This window comes from Micromonospora sp. WMMA1923 (genome assembly GCF_049179195.1).
GTDB classification, from domain to species: domain Bacteria; phylum Actinomycetota; class Actinomycetes; order Mycobacteriales; family Micromonosporaceae; genus Micromonospora; species Micromonospora yangpuensis.
In genome coordinates, this window is the sequence record NZ_JBMHLZ010000001.1 from 3,442,396 (window position 1) to 3,460,019 (window position 17,624).

Sequence of the window (17,624 nt, forward strand, 5' to 3'; positions counted from 1 at the left end):
CCCCGGCTCCGGGCCCCCGCCTTCCGCGTTGATCATGAAGTTGTTGCCGACAGACCTGGCATTCCGCGGCAGCAACCTCATGGTCAACCGGGCGGGGGGCTCAGGCGCCGATGCGTTGGGGTGGGATGGTGAGGCCGTAGAGGGCCATCAGCTCGGGGGTGTCCACTCGGCTGCCGTCGGCCACCGTGTCGCAGGCGATGTCGACGATCTGGTCCTTGTGCGCCAGCAGGTACGGCCGGGCCCCGACGTCGGCGCTGGCCAGCGTGGCGATCCCCGGCCAGTGCCGGCGTCCGAACAGCATCGGGTAGCCGCGCAACCCGTCGTAGGTCGCGCAGACCAGCACATCCGGGTACGGCAGCGCGGCGACCCGGCGGACCGCGGCGACGGTGAGCCCCGGCATGTCCACCGGCACCACCACGACCGCCTCGATACCGTCGTCGGCCAGCGTGGCCAGGCCGGCCCGGATGGACGAGCCGACGCCGGTGCCCCAGGCCCGGTTGACCACGACGGTGGCCCCGGTCAGGTCCGCCGTCTCGCGTACCTGGTCGGCCGAGGCCCCGAGCACCACCACGACCTGCGCGCAACCCGCTTCGGCCAAGGTGTCGATCATTCGGCGCACCAGTGGCTTCTCCCCCTGGTGCAGGAGAGCCTCGGGGCCGCCGATGCGACGACCGCCACCGGCGGCGATGATCATTCCTGCGATCCGCACACCGGGTGCAACGAACACCGCCACCCCGGAGTGTCGGGGCGAAACGGATATTCTGCGCATAACTCAGCTGGCGTCGGCGTAGCAGTCCACGATGCTCAGATCCAGCGGAAAGCGGACCGGGGTGTCGCCGAAGAGCAGTGCGGTGGCCCGTTCCCCGCTGCCGGTGACCGCCTCGGCCACCCGATCGGCCAGCCCGGCCGGACAGTGCACCACCACCTCGTCGTGCTGGAAGAAGACCAGCTCCGCGTCGGTGCCGGCCAGTGCGGCGCGCAGCGTGGCCAGCAGGGTCGAGGCCCACTCCGCGGCGGTGGCCTGGACGACGAAGTTGCGGGTGAAGCGGCCCCGGGACCGGGCCGCGCGGGCCCGGTCCGACCGCGGGTCGACCGGCTCCGGGTCGGCCTGGCCCACCCCGTCCAACCCGGCGAACCCGGCCGACCCCGGCGGGCAGGTCCGGCCCAGCCAGGACCGGACCAGACCACCGGCCTCACCGGTCCGGGCCGCCGTCTCCAGGTGGGCGAACGCGGTCGGGTAGTGCCGGCGCAGCACCGCCAACGCCGGTGCCGCCTCGCCACCGGTCTGCCCGTACATCGCGCCGAGCAGGGCGACCTTGGCGCGGCCCCGGTCACCGGCGAAGGACTCCCGGGCCAGTGCCGCGTACAGGTCGCCCGCCCCGCCGGCTGCGGCCAGCCGGGCGTCACCGGAGACCGCCGCGAGCACCCTCGGCTCCACCTGACCCGCGTCGGCGACCACCAGCCGCCACCCGGGGTCGGCGACCACCGCCCGCCGGATCACCTTGGGAATCTGCAGCGCGCCACCGCCCCGGGTGGCCCACCGTCCGGAGACCACCCCCGCGGGTACGTACTCCGGGCGGAACCGGCCACCGGAGACCCAGGCCTGCCGCCACGCCCACCCGTGGGCCGTCCAGATCCGGTACAGCTCCTTGTAGGTAAGCACCAGCGGCACCGCCGGATGGTCCACCGCGCGCAACACCCAGGCCCTGGTGTTGGGCAGCTCGAAACCGGCCCGGGCGAAGGCGCGCAACAACTCAGCCGGGGAGTCGACGTGCAGCTGCCGCAGGCCGAACGCGGTGGCGATCCGGGCCTGCAGCTCGGCCAACCGGCGGGGCTGCCCGCCGGTCGCCGACGGCTCACCGAGCAGCTCGGCCAGGATCTCGTCGTGCGTCTCCACCCGCCAGGGCAGCCCGGTGGCCCCCATCTCCACCGCGACCAGCGCGCCGGCCGACTCGGCGGCCACCAGCAACCGGAACCGGTACGGGTGCCCGGTGCGCCCGATCCGGGTCAGCTGGTCGGCGTACACCCTGCTCAGGTCGGTGAGGTCGGCCGGCGGCGGGCCGGGCCGGGCGTCGAAGAGCGTGCCCTGGGCCTGGCCCGGCGGCTCGACCGGGCGCGGCGGCGGGTCGGGCGGGACCGGCCCGCCGGTCTGCCGGGCCAGCGCCGCCGCGACCGACCGGGGCTCGCCCCACCGGCCGGCGTGGCCGAGCAGCAGCGCCTCGGTCAGCTCCAGGTCGTGGCAACGCTCGACCCGCGCCCCGCCACGCAACAACGCCGGGTACGCCGACGCGGCCGACGCCCACAGCCACCGGGGCCGATCGGCGGCCTCCCGGGCGGCCACGGCGGCCACCAGGTCGGTGGCCTGCTCGACCGGCCCGGTGGGGCGGCCGCCCGGATCGAGCGGTTGCAGCATCCCGCCGCCCCGCCCGTCGGCCACCACCGCCACCAGCACGAACCTGATTCTGCCCGCCCGGTACGACATCCCGCGCCGGCGCCTCCCCGCTCCCGCCCCACCGCCCGCGCCCGGCGGCGCACCACCGCCGGCCGAGCCGGTGAGAGGGGAACCCCGCTATACCGTATGCGTTTGGAGGGGGCCCTTCCTTACACCTACTTGCCGACGCCGGCGGTAAGGCCGGACTGGACCTGGCGCTGGAAGACCAGGTAGACCACGAGCACCGGGAGCATCGCCATGGTCACCCCGGCGAAGAGCCCACTCCAGTCCGACCGGTAGCCCTGGTTGACCGAGATTTCGATCAGCCCCTGGGCGATCACCTGGTTCTTCGGCTCCCCGGCGACCGACTGCATCAGCAGGGTCGGCAGGTACCACTGGTTCCACTGGCCGAGCACGTTGAAGATGCCGATGCTGATCAGGCCGGGTCGGGCCATCGGGAGCATCACGCTGAAGAAGAGCCGGCTGTGCGAGGCCCCGTCCACCAGTGCCGCCTCGGCGACCGCGGTCGGCAGGGTCCGGAAGAACGAGTGCATGAAGAAGACGGTGAACGACAGCGACCAGGCGACGTAGACCAGGATCAGCATCAGGTGGCTGTTCGGGCCGAGCAGCGGGAAGACGATCCCCATGTTGTAGACGCCCTTGAACAGCGGCACCGCCGCCAGGTAGATCGGCAGGGTCAGCCCGGACAGGAACAGGTAGTAGATCGCCCGGTTGCCGGGGAACTCGTAGCGGGCCAGCACGTAGGCGGCCATCGAGCCGAGCAGCATGGTCAGTCCGACGCTGCCGACCAGCACCAGCAGGGTGTTGCCGAAGAACGAGCCGAGCTGTCCGTCGAACCAGGCCCGGGAGAAGTTGTCCCAGTTGAGCTTCTCCGGGATCAGCGACAGCGGCTTGCGGATCACCTCGGCGTCGGACTTGAACGCCGACATCACCACCCACAGCAGTGGGTAGATCACCATCACCGCCCAGACCACCAGGAAGACGTGCGAGAAGCCGTTGAAGACCCGCCCGCCTAGGGTGTCGCCGGTCGGTTTCCCCGCCGCCGGGCGCGCCGGGGAACCCCCGTCGGGGTGGGCCGGCTCGGCCGCCCGGGTGATCGTGCTCATCAGACCGTTCTCCTTCTAGTACTCGATCCGCTCACGGCGGGTGATCCGGAGCTGGAGCGCGGCCAGCAGGATGGTGAACAGCGCCAGCGCCACACCCATCGCGCAGGCGTAACCGAACTGGCCCTTCTGGAACGCGGTGAAGTTGAGCACCGAGGCGAAGATCTCGCTGGCGTGGTCCGGCCCGCCCTGGCTGGGTGTCATCACGAAGACCAGGGCGTACATGTCCAACGCGATGAAACCCAGGTACACCCAGGCGACCGAGACGGTGTCGCGCAGCAGGGGCAGGGTGATCCGGAAGAAGGTGTGCAGCCGGCCGGCGCCGTCGAGCAGGGCCGCCTCGTAGATGTCCTTCGGGATCGACTGCATCGCCGCCGAGAAGAGCACCATGTAGAACCCGGCCCCGCTCCAGACCGCGATCAGCAGCAACCACCAGAGCACCGCCGGTACGCCGAGGAAGGGCACCGGGTCGGCGGTGAAGGCGATCGGGTCGGCCTCGTCGACCAGCCCGATCTTCATCAGCAGGCCGTTGATCAGGCCCTGCCCGTCGCCCCGGTAGATCTGCTGCCACATCACCGCGATCACCACGAGCGACAGCACCTGCGGGAAGAAGAACACCACCCGGTAGAAACCGGAGCCGAACACCCCCCGTACGCCGGCCCTGTCCTCCCGCCCGCCCACGTTGAGCAGGAAGGCGAGGAACAGGGCCAGCGCGATGGTGAACAGCGGCACGGTGACCAGGAAGAAGACGTTGTGCCAGAACGCCTTGCGGATCAGCTCGTCGGAGAACAGCCGGACGTAGTTGTCCAGCCCGACGAAGTCCTGCCGGTCGGAGTACCCGCCCCAGTTGGTGAGCGAGTAGCCGGCCGCCTGCGCGAACGGCCACACCACGTACAGCAGGTAGAGCGCGACGGGCAGGAAGAGAAAGCCCGTCACGAACCGCCCGACACCGTGCCGCATGGAACCTACTCTCTCGAACTGTTCGCCGGGTACGCCGTGCTCAGGACCGGGTCTGCTTGGTGATCGACGAGTCCTTGGCGACCTTGTCGGCCGCCTTCTGCATCCGGTCGACGAACCCGGCGGCGGTGAGCCGTCCGGCCATCAGCTCGGCGGAGAGGTTCTGGCTCTCCTTGTCCAGGTCGGCGTAGAAGTCCCAGAATTTGGTCTTGATCAGGTCGGCCGGGGCCTTGCTCATCAGCTCGTTGGCGCTGGCCAGGGCGGTGTCCTGGATCGCGTCACCGGAGCCCTTGGTGGAGGCCAGCGACTTGGTCAGCTCGGCGAACTTCGCCGAACCGGACTTGGACAGAACCGCCCGCAGGAACTCCTTGGCCGCCGCCTTGTTCGGGGCCTTGCTCGGCACCACCAGGCCCTCGCCGGCACCGGCGAAGACGTCCTTCGGGGCCTTGTCGGAGGCACCCAGTCCCCAGTAGTCCGACAGCTTCATCTCGAAGCCCGGCGGGATGGTGGCGGCCATCTCGTTCTTCAGCCAGGTGCCTACCTGGATGAAGGCGGCCTTGCCGTCCAGCCAGGCCTGCTGGGACTGGGTGTGGTTGAGGTTGCCCGGCAGCAGCAGCTTGTCCTTGACCAGCTTCTCCCAGGCCTCAAGGGCGGGCAGGATCCCCTCGGCCCGCCAGGCGTTCTCCTTCAGGTTGTCGATGTCGTACACGGCCTGCTTGCCGGCGGACTTCCAGATGGTGGCCATCAGCGCCCAGCGCGGGTAGTAGCCGTGCACCGCGTCGTGGACGTACGGGGCGATGCCCTTGGCCTTGATCTTCGGGGCAAGGGTGAAGAACTCGTCGAAGGTGGTCGGCGGGGTCCAGCCCTCCCGCTCGAACAGGGCGCTGTTGTACCAGTTGCCCCAGACCGTGAAGGCCACGTTGACCACGTAGAACTTGCCCTGGAAGGTGCCGTCCTCGCGGGTGCCCGGCAGCAGCGAGTCGCCGACGGTGCCCTCGCCGTCCCAGGCCGGGGCGTCGAGCAGGTCGTCGAGCGGTTCGATGGCGCCCTCGTTGACCAGGGTGCTGACGTCCATGATGTCGGCACCCGAGTTCATCACCAGGTCACTGGGCTGGGTGGCCATCTTCGGCTGCTCTTCGGTCTTGATCTTCTGGGTGGAGCTGAGGTTGACCGTCACGCCAGCGTGCTTGGCGGCGAAGATCACCTGGTCCTCCTTGGCCCACTGGTCACCGAGGCCACCGTTGAAGATGACCACCTTGACCGCGCTGCCGTCGGCGACCCCGAACGGGTTGTCCTTGTTCTTCGCGCCCTCGTTCTCGGCGGGTCGGTCGGGCTCGCTGCCCGCGCAGGCGCTGAGCAACCCGGCCGCCGGGGTCACCAGCAGGCCCACGGCGGCGGCCCGGCGCAGCAGCGTACGACGGTTGAGGTCGGCCACGTTCTCGGGGTAGTCCGGCATCGTCTTCTCTCCTTGTGTGGTGGGATCAGGTGCTGGTTGCGGTGGTGGCCTTGTGTCCGCCGACGGCCTGGGCGGTCCGCCGGAAGGCCGCGTGGGCCCGGTCGTGGGTGCGCTGGGCAACGGCGATGTAGAGCAGGTCCAGGACGACCAACTGGGGATGCCGGGCCGACAGCGCGTCGGGGCGGAAGCTGGTGGACTGGCTGGCGGTGAGCAGCACCACGTCGGCCAGTTCGGCCAGGGCGGAGCGGGGGAACCCGGTCAGCGCCACGGTGGTGGCGCCCCGGCTGCCCGCCTCGGCGAGCATCTCGACGGTCTCCCGGGTCTGTCCGGTGTAGGAGATGCCGAGCGCCACGTCACCCTCACCGAGCAGCGCCGCGCTGGCCAGCCCGTCGTGCACGTCGTTCCACGCCCACGCGGCCACCCCGATGCGGTGCAGGCTGAGCTGCATCTCCTGGCCGACCAGGGCGCTACCGCCGGCCCCGACGATGGTGACCCGGCCCGCACCGGCCAGCGCCACCGCCGCGCGCTCCACCTCGGCCAGGTCGAGCAGGGCGGCGGTGTCGTGCATCGCGCGGGTGTCGGCGGCCATCAGCTGACCGAGCACCCGGTCCAGCGGATCACCGGGCAGGATCTCCCGGCCGATGTCGACGGTCCAGCCCGCCGACCGGGCCCGGCCGGTCTCGGCGGCGATGCCCAACCGCAGGTCGGCGTAGCCGTCGAAGCCCATCGCCCGGCAGAACCGGGTGATGGTGGCCGGGGAGGTGCCGCTGCGCTCGGCCAGCTCCACGATTGTCGACCGGGCGGCGGCCTCGGGGTCGCTGAGCACGTGGTCGGCGACCCGCCGCAGTGCCCCGGTCAGTTCGTCCACTCCGGAGCGGACCCGGGCCAGCACGCTGTCGTTGATGATGGCGGGGGCGAGTCGTCGGTCGGTCGACGCGGCCTCGACCACCGCGGTCGCCGCGGGAGTGTCCACCTCGGGGTCGGCCATCGATCGCCCTTCTTCGGGAAAGAGTGTTAACTGTTAGTGGTAAAAGTTCTTACTAACCGACCCTTCCTGTCAAGGCCATGGATGAAGTTTTCAAACTGTTACCTGGGCGGCGATCTGGCCGCTGACCCGGGAAACACCCTCCTACCTGCACGGACCCCGGTCGAGCACACGCACCGCCGATCCGCCGCGTCCGGCCCCGACCCGGTCACGCTGGCCTAGCCTGAGGGGCATGGGTCGCCTGCGACAGCTCGCCGACCGTACGCCGCCGGAGCGCGAGCGCTACCTGGACCTGCTGCGGGCGCTGGCCATCGTCATGGTGGTCCTGGGCCACTGGACGGTCACCGTCATCGGCTACGACGCCACCGGCGCGCCGGACGGGCACTCCGCGCTGGCCGAGCTGCCCTGGGCGTACCCGCTCACCTGGCTGGCCCAGGTCATGCCGGTCTTCTTCCTGGTCGGCGGGTACGCCAACGCCGCCAGCCTGCACTCGTTCCGGGACCGGGGCGGCGACGGGGCCGGCTGGCTGCTGGACCGCAGCGTCCGGCTGGTCCGCCCCACCACCGTGCTGCTGGTGGTGCTGGCCGTCGGCGCGGCCGGGTCGTCGCTGGTCGGCGCGGAGGCGACCCGGGTCCGGACGGTGGTCTGGTTCGCCACGATTCCGCTGTGGTTCCTCGCCGCCTACCTGGCCGTCGTCCCGCTCACCCCACCGATGTACGCGCTGCACCGCCGCCTCGGGCTCGCCGTGCCCCTGGTCCTGGTGCTGCTGGTCGCCGCCGGTGACCTGGCCCGGCTCGCCGGGCACGAACGGCTCGGCCTCGGCGGCTACGCGTTCGGCTGGCTGGCCGTACACCAGCTCGGTTTCGCCTGGTACGACGCCCGCCAACGGGCCGACGCCGCCCGCCGACCGGGCGAGGACCGTGCCGGCGACGCCGGCCTCCGACGCCGACGGCTGCCCACCGGCCGGCCGGCCGCCCTCGCCCTGCTGGCCGGCGGACTGGCCGCCACGATCGGACTCACCGGCCCCGGGCCGTACCCGGTGAGCATGCTCAACGTGCCCGGTCAACGGCTGGACAACGCCTCCCCGCCCAGCCTGGCCCTGCTCACCCTCTTCGCCGCCCAACTCGGCCTGATCCTGCTGCTGCGGGACCCGGTGGAACGGTGGTTGCACCGGCGTCGCCCCTGGCAGGCGGTGATCGCGGTGAACTCGGTGGTGCTGACGGTATTCCTCTGGCACCTGACCGCCGTACTCCTGCTGGTCGGCGCGCTGGACGCGGTGGGCCTGCTGCCCACCCCGCAGGCCGGGTCGGCGGCCTGGTACGCCTGGCGGGTGCCGTGGCTGCTGATGCTCGCCGCCGTGCTGGCCGTCCTGGTGGCGGCCTTCGGCCGGGTCGAGGCCCGCACCGTACGCCGGGACCGCACCACCGCCGAGCCCACCTCCCCGGTACGCGGCGTGCTGATCGTCGCCGGCTACGCCGCTGTCGTGGCCGCCCTGGTGGTCAACAGCCAGACCCCGAAGGCCGCCCCCGAGCCGCTGGGGCTGCCCGTCGCCGCCCTGGTGACGTACCTGGCCGGGGCCGGCCTGCTCCGCCTCCTCACCTGGATTCGTCCGTCACCGAGGTGAACCGGACGCCCTCGGCGAACGCGTACCAGTGAAACCCGAACTGGGATTCAACTCCACCCGACGCCGCGGTCCGTGATCAGGGCCCGGGTCGGGGCGACGGTGCGGGCTGCCGCTGCCCCAGGTGGGGTGCCGAATAAGTCAGCGACGAGTGCGCCGAAGAACCAGACGACACATGCTGACCTCCCGGTGACGACAGCGAGGCCAAGAAAGCAACGGCAGGAGAAGCAACAGAGGAACCACCGACACGACCCCCCAGACCCTCGTCGAAAATCGCCCGGTTCATCCCGCCCGGCGGAAGGAACCGCTCCAACCAGGCACCACGGGACCTGAAGAACACCACCTCCTCGGGCGTCACCCGAACCCCACCCGCCCAGAGGTTCCGGAGACGATGGTCGCTAGCGAGGTCATCGGCGCTCTGCTGCGGCCGGACTGATGGCACCTCGCCCCCACACCGCCGGAAGTACGCCTCGTGCAACACCACCCACTCGGCCCCCGAACGCAGCATTCTGCGGCTGGCGACTCCCTCGAAACCCTTGTCGAAAATCGCCCGGTTCACCCCACCCGGCGGAAGGAACCGCTCCAACCAGGCACCACGGGACCTGAAGAACACCACCTCCTCGGGCGTCACCCGAGCCACGGCCGCCCGGAGGTTCCGGAGACGACGGTCACTAGCGAGGTCATCGGCGCTCTGCTGCGGCCGGACTGATGGCACCTCGCCCCCACACCGTCGGAAGTACGCCTCGTGCAACACGGCCCAATCGGCACCGGAACGCCGGGTCCTCTTTCGTGGTTTATCGACTGCCGGAGCGTGGCTGGCGGATCCCTGCTCCTGGGTCAGCACCATCACATCAGCATCGGCTGACTGCGACGACCCGGGCACGACCACACCGTCAGGCCCATCAAAAAGGTCAGCATCGGCACTCCCGTCGAACTCGGCCAACGGCCCAAACATCGCCTCCCAGTAGGAATTTTCGTCGCCACCGAAAGACGATCCACCGACACCAGCAGCATGATCCCAACCACCAGCCCCGTCGCCGTACTCCTGAAGAGCAGAGCCCCCCAAACCATCGGTCAAGCTGCAATCAATCTCGTCACACACGATCCCCGATCGCCCGGCGGGATCCTTGGACGGGTCCGTCACGGCTCCTCCTTCACGTCGACCTCCCCACCATGACGACCACGAACCACCCACGGTTCACCCGCAGGGCTTCGGCGAGGTGCCTCGGACGACGAGGACGGCCTGGCGAACTCCCGTCAACCAACGCACCCTGGCCGGGGCCGGACTGCTCCGGCTCCTCACCTTGCGTCGTCCGTCACTCAGGTGAACCGGACGCCCTCGGCGCCCGTGGGGACGACGACGTCCACCGTGGAGGCAAGATGACGAACCCGTGGGAATTCACCCCCGAACAAGTTGACGACATCAACTCAAGTTATGTGGAGGTGATGGGGAATCCGACGCTGAACGCCCGGCCGGCCACGCCGGAACGCGAACTCAACCCACGGCAGCAGCCGGCGTCGACAAAGCCCGAACGGGGCGACAACTCGCAGTGGGTGCCCGAATACCACCGACTCCGAGCAAACGGAGAGATCGACAACAACGGAAAATCCCATCTCTACCAAGACCATTATGTCAAATAAGACGTTTACAGATGACTTCGGAAGGGAATCCCGATGCGAGTTCAGAACGACGACAAAGAGATCGTCGAGGCCCTACTCGCCGACCGTCACCTAGGACGCCTGTTCCCGGTCAACGAAAGGTCCCGGAACACCCGGACTGGAGAGGAGCACTTCCTGCCCCCGGGACGTGCAAACCGCAGGATTTACGAACAGCTACTGGCGCAACGACGGGGCGGGGAACTGCCGGCACCCGGTCCTGCCACGGCGACAGCGGGGCAACCCGCCCCGTCTCCGATGCCTGCCGGACAGGCATCCTGGGACCCCACCCGGTCCGTCGCCGGCGCTGCCGCAAGACCGCTGCCAGGCACTACCCAACCTGCGGCGTCAGCTCAGCCCCGGGTGTCGGCGACCGCCTGGGCGAACACCTCGGAGCGGTGCTCGAAGTTGCGGAACCGGCCGTAGCTGGGCGCGGCCGGCGACAACAGCACCACCCCGCCGGTCGGGGTCACCTCCCGGGCCAGCCGGACCGCATCCACCAGGTCCTCGACCACCTCGGTACGCACCTTCGGCAACCCGGCCAGCGCCTCGACGATCCGCCGACCGCTGTCCGGCACCCCGATCACGGTGATCTCCCGCTCGGCCAGGTGGTCCCGGAACACGGTGTAGTCCAGCCCCCGGTCGGTGCCGCCGACGATCACCGTCAACGGCCGCCCGTCGTACGCGTCGATGGCGTGCATGGCCGCGTACGGGCTGGTGGCGAGGGTGTCGTCGACAAAGGTCAGCCCGGCCTCGGCGTCGACGATCTCGGTGAGCCGGTGGGCCAGCCCCTGGAACTCCGCGACCGCCACGGCCAGGGTGTCCCGGGCGGCGACGACGTCCACGCCGAGCGCGTCGAGCACGGCCAGTGCGACGCAGAGGTTGCCCTCGTTGTGCCGGCCGACCAGCGGCAGCACCGCCCGGGGAAAGAGCGGCCGGTCGCCGAGGTGGAACCAGGGCGTCCCGTCGGCGCCGCCGGCCACGTTGGTGCTGCCCGGGGTGCCGGCCCGGATCGCCGCCCGGTCCCCCAACTCCACGGCGAGCCGGGGGTCGTTGCCGTTGACCACGACCGTGCGGGGGCCGTGCGCGATCAGGTTCAGCTTGTCCCGGTAGTACTCCCGCTCCCCGCCGTGCGCGTCGAGGTGCTCGGGGAAGAGCGAGGTGACCACCGCGACCCGGGGCGAGTCGGTCAGGTCGCTGCACTGGTAGCTGGAGAGTTCCAGCACGTACCGCTCGGCCTCGGGCAGGTCCAGTAGCGGCACCCCGATGTTGCCACCGAAGGCGTTCGGCCGGTCCACCGCGGTGAGCAGGTGGCTGATCAGGCTGGCGGTGGTGCTCTTGCCCTTGCTGCCGGTGACCCCGATGGTCCGGTCGGCGTGCTCGGCCATCCAGAGCGCGGTGCCGCTGGTCACCGTGGCACCCCCTTCGCGCAGCCGGAGCAGCCACGGGTGGGTCTGCGGCACCCCCGGGGAGCGGACCACCACGTCGGCGGCGGCCAGCCGGGCGTACCCCTGCTCGCCGGTGACCACCGGCGCGGCCTCGGCCAGCTCGCCCTCCCAGGGCAGCGCGAGGAAGTTGGCGCTGTCGTCGACGGCGACCAGGTCGGCCGGGGCGTGGGCGGCGACCGCGGTCACCGCGGCCCGGCCCTCCCGGCCGGTCCCCCAGACAGCGACGGTACGTCCGCGCAGGTCAGACAGGCGCACAGGTGATCTCCTCCACGGTGGGCGGCGGTTGGCCCGCACCCGGCACGGTGGGCCGGACCAGGGGCCTAGTATGGCGTGTGCCCAACGATCAGCTCCGGCGGATGGACGCCTTCACCTTCCCGTCCTACTCGATCGATCTCGCCACCGGTGAGGCGTTGTTCGACTACGCTCTGACCGGCCCGGCGGGCGAGCAGCGGTTCACCGAGGTGATCACGCTCCCGCTGCCGGACGCGCCGCCGTCGGACGCCACGGTCGCCACCCTGGACCGGGTGCTGGCCCTGCTGCACCTGGTCGCCGGGGTGAGCTACTACAAGACCGCCGCGCCGGCCCGGCTGGTGCTGCCGGCGCCGCTGGGGTCCGACGCGGTGGCGCTGGTCACCGCCGTCTACACCAAGGGCCTGGCCGAGTACGCCTACCGCAACCAACTGCCGCACGTGCTGGAGCTGACCCCCGAGGTACCCCCGGGTGAGGTGCCGGCGGCCCGGGTCTACGACAACTCCGAGCTGCGGCCACTGAGTGCGGTCGGCGGCGGCAAGGACTCCATCGTCAGCCTGGAGGCGCTGCGCCGGGCCGGCTTCGACCCGGTGCCCTTCTCGGTCAACCCGAACCACGTGATCGTGGCGGTCAACGAGGCCTCCGGGCTCACCCCGCTGGCCGCCCGGCGGCGGATCGACCCGGTGCTGTTCGAGCTGAACGCGGCCGGGGCCCGCAACGGCCACATCCCGGTCACCGCGATCAACTCGCTGATCGCGGTGGCCACCGCCGTGCTGCACGGGCTCGGCCCGGTGGTGATGTCCAACGAGCGCTCCGCGTCGGACCCGAACCTGGTCTGGAACGGCCACGAGATCAACCACCAGTGGTCCAAGGGTGTCGAGGCCGAGGGGCTGCTGCGGGCGGCGCTGGCCGGGCACGCCGGGCTTACCGAGCCGTACTTCTCGCTGCTGCGCTCGCTGTCGGAGCTGCACATCGCCCGGCTCTTCGCCGCCATCGACCGGTACGACGCGGTGGTGACCAGCTGCAACGCCGCGTTCAAGCTGCGCGACGCCAGCGAACGCTGGTGCCGGAACTGCCCGAAGTGCCGGTTCGTCTTCCTGGCCATGGCACCGTTCATGCCCCGCGAGCGGGTGGTCGGCATCTTCGGCGGTGACCTGCTGGCCGACGAGAGCCAACTGCCCGGCTACCGGGAGCTGCTCGGCGTGGACGGCCACAAGCCGTTCGAGTGTGTGGGCGAGGTGGAGGAGTCGGTGGTGGCCCTGGGGCTGCTCGCCGAGCAGGACCAGTGGCGCGACGCCCCGGTCGTCCAGGCGCTGGTCGCCGCGGTCCCGGAGACCGCCTGGGCCACCGCCGCCCGCTCCGACGTCTTCACCCCCGGCGGCCCCAACTTCGTCCCCGCCCCCTACGCCAAAACCCTCCAGGCGTAAGGAAGGGCCCCTTCTTAACGCTTTCGGTAGAGCGGGGTACCCCTTTCACATCGCCGGTGATGCATCCCACGCCGACGGGGAAGAACTCTACTCTCACGAAAGGGTAGGTTCAGGATGCTCCAAGCCGTGGGGCCACCCCAGCGCGTACGCCCGTGACGGTGTCCGCCTCGAACGGAAATGAGCTGCATGTCCGCGCTGCTGTCGGCCGCCCGCCGCCCCTCCCGCCCGTCCTGGCTGTCACCACGGGTGCTGCGTGTCGAGGTGCTCGCCGGCCTCGTCGTGGCACTGGCGTTGATCCCGGAGGCGATCTCGTTCTCGATCCTGGCGGGGGTCGACCCGCGGGTGGGGCTGTTCGCGTCGTTCACCATGGCGGTCACGATCGCCTTCTGCGGCGGTCGGCCCGCGATGATCAGTGCGGCCACCGGAGCGATCGCGCTGGTCGTCGCGCCGCTGGCCAAGGAGCACGGCCTGGGCTACCTGGTCGCCGCGGTCATTCTCGGCGGGCTGATCCAGGTGCTGCTCGCCGTCCTGGGGGTCGCCAGGCTGATGCGGTTCATCCCGCGCAGCGTGATGGTCGGTTTCGTCAACGCCCTGGCCATCCTGATCTTCACCGCGCAGGTACCGCATCTGGTCGGGGTGCCGTGGTTGGTCTACCCGATGGTCGCCGTCGCGGTGGCCATCATGGTGTTCCTGCCGAGGGTCACCACCGCCGTCCCGGCACCGCTGGTGGCGATCGTCGCGCTCACGGTGTTCACGGTCGTCGCGCACCTCGCCGTGCCGAACGTCGGTGACGAGGGAACCTTGCCGGACAGCCTTCCGGTGTTCGGGCTGCCCGACGTGCCGTTCACCCTGGCCACCCTCCAGCTGGTCGCCCCGTACGCGCTGGGTATCGCCCTGGTGGGGCTGCTTGAGTCGCTGATGACCGCCAAGCTCGTCGACGACATCACCGACACCCACTCCAACAAGACCCGCGAGTCCTGGGGCCAGGGTGTCGCGAACATCGTGACCGGCTTCTTCGGTGGCATGGGCGGCTGCGCGATGATCGGCCAGACGATGATCAACGTGAAGGCGTCAGGTGCCCGGACCCGCCTGTCGACGTTCCTCGCTGGCGTGTTCCTGCTCGTCCTCGTCGTGGCGCTGGGCGACGTGGTGGCGCTGATCCCGATGGCCGCCCTGGTCGCCGTGATGATCATCGTATCGGTGGCGACGTTCGACTGGCACAGCGTCGCGCCGGCCACGCTGAAGCGGATGCCGTGGGGCGAGACCATCGTCATGGTGACCACCGTCGCGGGGACCCTGGCCAGCCACAACCTCGCCATCGGCGTCGTGCTCGGGGTGCTGGTCGCGATGGTCGTATTCGCCCGTCGGGTCGCGCACCTGGCCGAGGTCACCAGCGTGCTGGACCCCGACGGCGCCACCCGCGTCTACTCGGTGCACGGCGAGTTGTTCTTCGCCTCCAGCAACGACCTCGTCTACCAGTTCGACTACGCGAACGACCCCGACGACGTCGTCATCGACCTGTCGGGGGCGCACATCTGGGACGCGTCCTCCGTCGCGGCCCTGGACGCCATCACCACCAAGTACGCCGCCAAGGGCAAGGCCGTCACCATCGTCGGTCTCAACGAGCCCAGCGCCGCCATGCACGGCACCCTCGCCGGCACCCTGAGGGTCGGGCACTGATGGTCGCGGCATCCCGGTCGGGCAGACTGGTCGAATGACCGGACGGCACATGCAGATCGGCGAGGTCGCCGAACGCGTCGGGTTGAGCATCCGCACCATCCGGCACTACGAGGAGGTCGGCCTCGTCCCGCCCTCGTCCCGCAGCGACGGCGGGTTCCGCCTCTACACCGAACCCGATCTCGCCCGCCTCGCCGTCGTCAAACGCATGAAGCCGCTCGGGTTCACCCTCGACGAGATGCGTGACCTGCTCACCGTCCTCGACGGCCTCGCCGACGGCAGGACGCCGGACACCGAGCGGGCCGCGCTGCGTGAGCGGCTCGCGACGTTCCAGACCGCCGCCCAGACCAGGGTTAGCGCGCTACGCGAACAACTGGCCACCGCCGAGGGCTTCGCCCGGCAGATGCAGGACCAGATCGACAGGCACAGCACCTGACCCCCGCCGTCACGCGGCCACGGGTCACGCCCGGCACCGCTCGCACAGCCGCGCCGCACCGGGCCGGACCCGCGACCGGTCGCCCCGGCCCACGAGCGTCACCCGGGTACGCCGGTCAGCTGCCCCGACTGATCCGCAGGGTCAGGATGTCGGTGCGTACCGTGATGTGACCGTGGAACAGGGCCAGGTCGCCGCTGCCGTACCCGATCTGGGTGGCGTTTATCAGCGGGTGACCGGCGGGGACGCCGAGCCGGGCGACCAGCTCGTCGTCGGCGAGCACCGCGGCGAACTCGATCTCGGCGCGGCGCACCGGCATCCCGGTCGCGCCGGCCAGGAACTCGAACATGTCCAGGTCGATGCTGACCAGCCCGGACGGGTCGAGTTCCCGGTCGGCGACGCGCAACGGCAGGTGGTCGCGGATCCACACCGCCGGGACCTCGTCGACGGCGAAGAGCCGGTCGACCCGCCAGCACGGGTCGCCGGGGGCCAACCCGAGCACCTCCGCGCAGTCCCCCGGGCAGCTCACCCGGCTCACCGCGGCGTCCTGCAGGGCGGGGCGGTGGCCGGAGGCGGTGATCCGGTCCCGCAGGGCGGTGACGTCGCCGATCGCCACCGGTACCCGGCCGGTCGGCTCGTGGACGAAGGTGCCGATGCCCCAGGTGCGTTTGACCACGCCCTCGGCGGCGAGCTGCCCGAGGACCTCGCGCACGGTGGCCCGGCTGACCTCCAGCAGGTCGGCCAGCTCACGCTCGTTGGGCAGCTTGTCGCCGGCCTGGAACTCGCTGCCGATGAGTTCCATCAACCGACCCTGTGCCGCCTGGAGCGCGGTCTCCCGCCGAGCCATCGACTCTCACCTCTCGCTCCCCGCCGCCGGTTCGGCGTACGGAGTGTAGTAGTTACCGGCGGCCGGCCGGCGTGGTCGGTCGGGTGCTCACCACACCTGCTCCAGTACCCGGACCGTGTTGCCGCCGATCACCTTGGCGATCTCGTCGTCGGAGTAGTCGTGTGCGACCAGCCAGCCGACGATGCTGTTGAACGCCTCGGCGGGGTTCTCCACTCCGGACACGTACTCCACCCGGGGGTGCTCCGGCCGGTTGCCGGCGTCGTGGGCGTAGTTCGCGGCGTACGTGTCGTGCACCCCGACGTGGTCGCCGAACATGGTGTCCGGGCCGAAGGTGACGTGGTCGATGCCGACCAGGTCGACGCAGTACGTGAAGTGGTCCATCACCGACTCGATCGAGTGGTGCGGGTGCTTCTCCGACAGCGTGGTGTGCGGTGCGGCCTCGATGCCGATCACCCCACCCCGCTCGGCACAGGCCCGGATCACCTCGTCCGGCTTCATCCGGGCGGTGTCCCAGACCGAGCGGGCTCCGGCGTGGGTGATGAAGACCGGCACCCGGGACGCCTCGATGGTGTCCAGGCAGGTGCGGTCGCCGGAGTGGGAGATGTCGATGGCGATGCCGAGCTTGTTCATCCGGTCCACCGCGCGGCGACCGAAGTGGGTCAGCCCACCGTCGTTGCGCTCGGACAGGCCGCCGCCGAGCATGTTGGCCTGGCTGTAGGCGATGCCGAGCTGCCGGATGCCGAAGCCGTAGAGGATGTCGATGCGGTCCAGTTCGTTCTCGATCGGGCTGCTGCACTCCAGGCCGGCGACCAGGGCCAGCCGGCCGTCCCGCTTGGCGGCGTGGATGTCGGCCAGACTGGTGGCCAGGGTGACGTAGTCCTGCTGGTAGACGTCGGAGAGCCGCATCCCGACGGCGTAGACCAGGTCGTTCCACTTCCAGCCGTTCTCGCTGGTGACGCAGGACGCCCCGGCCATGAAGTTGTCGAACACGGCGGTCAGCCCGGAGCGGGACAACCCCTCGTACCCGGTGCGCTGGCGGGCGGTGCGGTTGTACGCCCGCAGCTCCCGGACGTCCTCCGGCAGGATCACCGGATGCTCGTGTAGTGAGATCGCGACGTGCTCGGTGAGCAGCCGGGTCACCCGCTGCCGTTGGGCGTCGGTCAGGCCGAGGTCGTGTTCGGGCACCCGACCGAGCTCCGGCGCCAGGGCGAACACCCGGTAGTCCGAGTGCGGCTCCAGGTACTCGTAGGACTTGTGGCCCTGGTACCGCGGCGCGGGTTCTTGCAGCACGATGGTCTCTCCTTCGTCGACGG

The 17,624-nt window shown here is 70.6% G+C and carries 14 protein-coding genes; 5 read left to right on the top strand and 9 right to left on the bottom strand.

The genetic code is table 11. The features are described 5' to 3' along the window. Window positions 1-100: 100 nt before the first annotated feature. From ACN28G_RS15445 to ACN28G_RS15470, 6 genes are all read right to left on the bottom strand, one after another. Entirely contained in the window at window positions 101-694 is a 594-nt protein-coding gene (locus tag ACN28G_RS15445) for a nucleotidyltransferase family protein (RefSeq protein ID WP_091440304.1), read from the bottom strand. 78 nt (window positions 695-772) lie between these two features. Continuing rightward, window positions 773-2,482, bottom strand: coding sequence for a bifunctional 3'-5' exonuclease/DNA polymerase (locus tag ACN28G_RS15450; protein ID WP_421479500.1), 1,710 nt, complete (start codon window positions 2,480-2,482; stop codon window positions 773-775). A 125-nt stretch (window positions 2,483-2,607) separates the two neighbouring features. Next, window positions 2,608-3,558: a carbohydrate ABC transporter permease gene (locus ACN28G_RS15455; RefSeq protein ID WP_421479501.1), complete on the bottom strand. Its 951-nt coding sequence runs from the start codon at window positions 3,556-3,558 to the stop codon at window positions 2,608-2,610. Window positions 3,559-3,573: 15 nt separating this feature from the next. Then, window positions 3,574-4,515 (bottom strand): carbohydrate ABC transporter permease, encoded by a 942-nt coding sequence (locus ACN28G_RS15460; protein ID WP_091440313.1) that lies wholly within the window; start codon window positions 4,513-4,515, stop codon window positions 3,574-3,576. A 40-nt stretch (window positions 4,516-4,555) separates the two neighbouring features. After that, window positions 4,556-5,968 carry an N-acetylglucosamine/diacetylchitobiose ABC transporter substrate-binding protein gene (gene ngcE, locus ACN28G_RS15465; RefSeq protein ID WP_421479502.1) on the bottom strand — a complete coding sequence of 471 codons (1,413 nt, stop codon included), beginning with the start codon at window positions 5,966-5,968 and terminating at the stop codon, window positions 4,556-4,558. A 25-nt stretch (window positions 5,969-5,993) separates the two neighbouring features. Further along, the gene (locus ACN28G_RS15470) at window positions 5,994-6,956 is read right to left on the bottom strand and encodes a MurR/RpiR family transcriptional regulator (protein ID WP_421479503.1); all 963 of its coding nucleotides are present in this window, start codon (window positions 6,954-6,956) and stop codon (window positions 5,994-5,996) included. Between the two features lie 229 nt (window positions 6,957-7,185). On the opposite strand from ACN28G_RS15470, the gene ACN28G_RS15475 reads away from it, so the two are divergent. Both ACN28G_RS15475 and ACN28G_RS15480 read left to right on the top strand, forming a co-directional pair. Beyond that, the gene (locus ACN28G_RS15475; RefSeq protein ID WP_421479504.1) at window positions 7,186-8,577 is read left to right on the top strand and encodes an acyltransferase family protein; all 1,392 of its coding nucleotides are present in this window, start codon (window positions 7,186-7,188) and stop codon (window positions 8,575-8,577) included. 1,377 nt (window positions 8,578-9,954) lie between these two features. Beyond that, window positions 9,955-10,215, top strand: a complete 261-nt coding sequence (locus ACN28G_RS15480; RefSeq protein WP_139135719.1) for a hypothetical protein — start codon at window positions 9,955-9,957, stop codon at window positions 10,213-10,215. Between the two features lie 368 nt (window positions 10,216-10,583). Here the strand turns inward: ACN28G_RS15480 and murD are convergent, their stop codons facing one another. Next, complete coding sequence (gene murD, locus ACN28G_RS15485; protein ID WP_421479505.1) at window positions 10,584-11,933, bottom strand: UDP-N-acetylmuramoyl-L-alanine--D-glutamate ligase; 1,350 nt, start codon at window positions 11,931-11,933, stop codon at window positions 10,584-10,586. A gap of 77 nt (window positions 11,934-12,010) precedes the next feature. On the opposite strand from murD, the gene ACN28G_RS15490 reads away from it, so the two are divergent. The 3 genes from ACN28G_RS15490 (at window position 12,011) to ACN28G_RS15500 (ending at window position 15,467) form a co-directional block, all read left to right on the top strand. Beyond that, window positions 12,011-13,354: a hypothetical protein gene (locus ACN28G_RS15490; RefSeq protein WP_091440329.1), complete on the top strand. Its 1,344-nt coding sequence runs from the start codon at window positions 12,011-12,013 to the stop codon at window positions 13,352-13,354. Between the two features lie 186 nt (window positions 13,355-13,540). Continuing rightward, the gene (locus ACN28G_RS15495; RefSeq protein ID WP_421479506.1) at window positions 13,541-15,034 is read left to right on the top strand and encodes a SulP family inorganic anion transporter; all 1,494 of its coding nucleotides are present in this window, start codon (window positions 13,541-13,543) and stop codon (window positions 15,032-15,034) included. Between the two features lie 34 nt (window positions 15,035-15,068). Further along, entirely contained in the window at window positions 15,069-15,467 is a 399-nt protein-coding gene (locus tag ACN28G_RS15500; protein WP_421479507.1) for a MerR family transcriptional regulator, read from the top strand. A gap of 115 nt (window positions 15,468-15,582) precedes the next feature. Here the strand turns inward: ACN28G_RS15500 and ACN28G_RS15505 are convergent, their stop codons facing one another. Next, window positions 15,583-16,311 (bottom strand): GntR family transcriptional regulator, encoded by a 729-nt coding sequence (locus ACN28G_RS15505; RefSeq protein WP_421479508.1) that lies wholly within the window; start codon window positions 16,309-16,311, stop codon window positions 15,583-15,585. Between the two features lie 87 nt (window positions 16,312-16,398). After that, a complete protein-coding gene (locus ACN28G_RS15510; RefSeq protein WP_217628850.1) occupies window positions 16,399-17,601 on the bottom strand; it encodes a dipeptidase in 1,203 nt (400 codons plus the stop codon). Window positions 17,602-17,624 lie beyond the last annotated feature (23 nt).

Excerpts from the sequence above, each read along its gene's own strand:
- ACN28G_RS15445 (WP_091440304.1), bottom strand. The coding sequence starts at position 694 with ATGATCATCGCCGCCGGTGGCGGTCGTCGCATCGGCGGCCCCGAGGCT.
- ACN28G_RS15450 (WP_421479500.1), bottom strand. The coding sequence starts at position 2,482 with ATGTCGTACCGGGCGGGCAGAATCAGGTTCGTGCTGGTGGCGGTGGTG.
- ACN28G_RS15455 (WP_421479501.1), bottom strand. The coding sequence starts at position 3,558 with ATGAGCACGATCACCCGGGCGGCCGAGCCGGCCCACCCCGACGGGGGT.
- ACN28G_RS15460 (WP_091440313.1), bottom strand. The coding sequence starts at position 4,515 with ATGCGGCACGGTGTCGGGCGGTTCGTGACGGGCTTTCTCTTCCTGCCC.
- ngcE (WP_421479502.1), bottom strand. The coding sequence starts at position 5,968 with ATGCCGGACTACCCCGAGAACGTGGCCGACCTCAACCGTCGTACGCTG.
- ACN28G_RS15470 (WP_421479503.1), bottom strand. The coding sequence starts at position 6,956 with ATGGCCGACCCCGAGGTGGACACTCCCGCGGCGACCGCGGTGGTCGAG.
- ACN28G_RS15475 (WP_421479504.1), top strand. The coding sequence starts at position 7,186 with ATGGGTCGCCTGCGACAGCTCGCCGACCGTACGCCGCCGGAGCGCGAG.
- ACN28G_RS15480 (WP_139135719.1), top strand. The coding sequence starts at position 9,955 with ATGACGAACCCGTGGGAATTCACCCCCGAACAAGTTGACGACATCAAC.
- ACN28G_RS15495 (WP_421479506.1), top strand. The coding sequence starts at position 13,541 with ATGTCCGCGCTGCTGTCGGCCGCCCGCCGCCCCTCCCGCCCGTCCTGG.
- ACN28G_RS15500 (WP_421479507.1), top strand. The coding sequence starts at position 15,069 with ATGACCGGACGGCACATGCAGATCGGCGAGGTCGCCGAACGCGTCGGG.
- ACN28G_RS15505 (WP_421479508.1), bottom strand. The coding sequence starts at position 16,311 with ATGGCTCGGCGGGAGACCGCGCTCCAGGCGGCACAGGGTCGGTTGATG.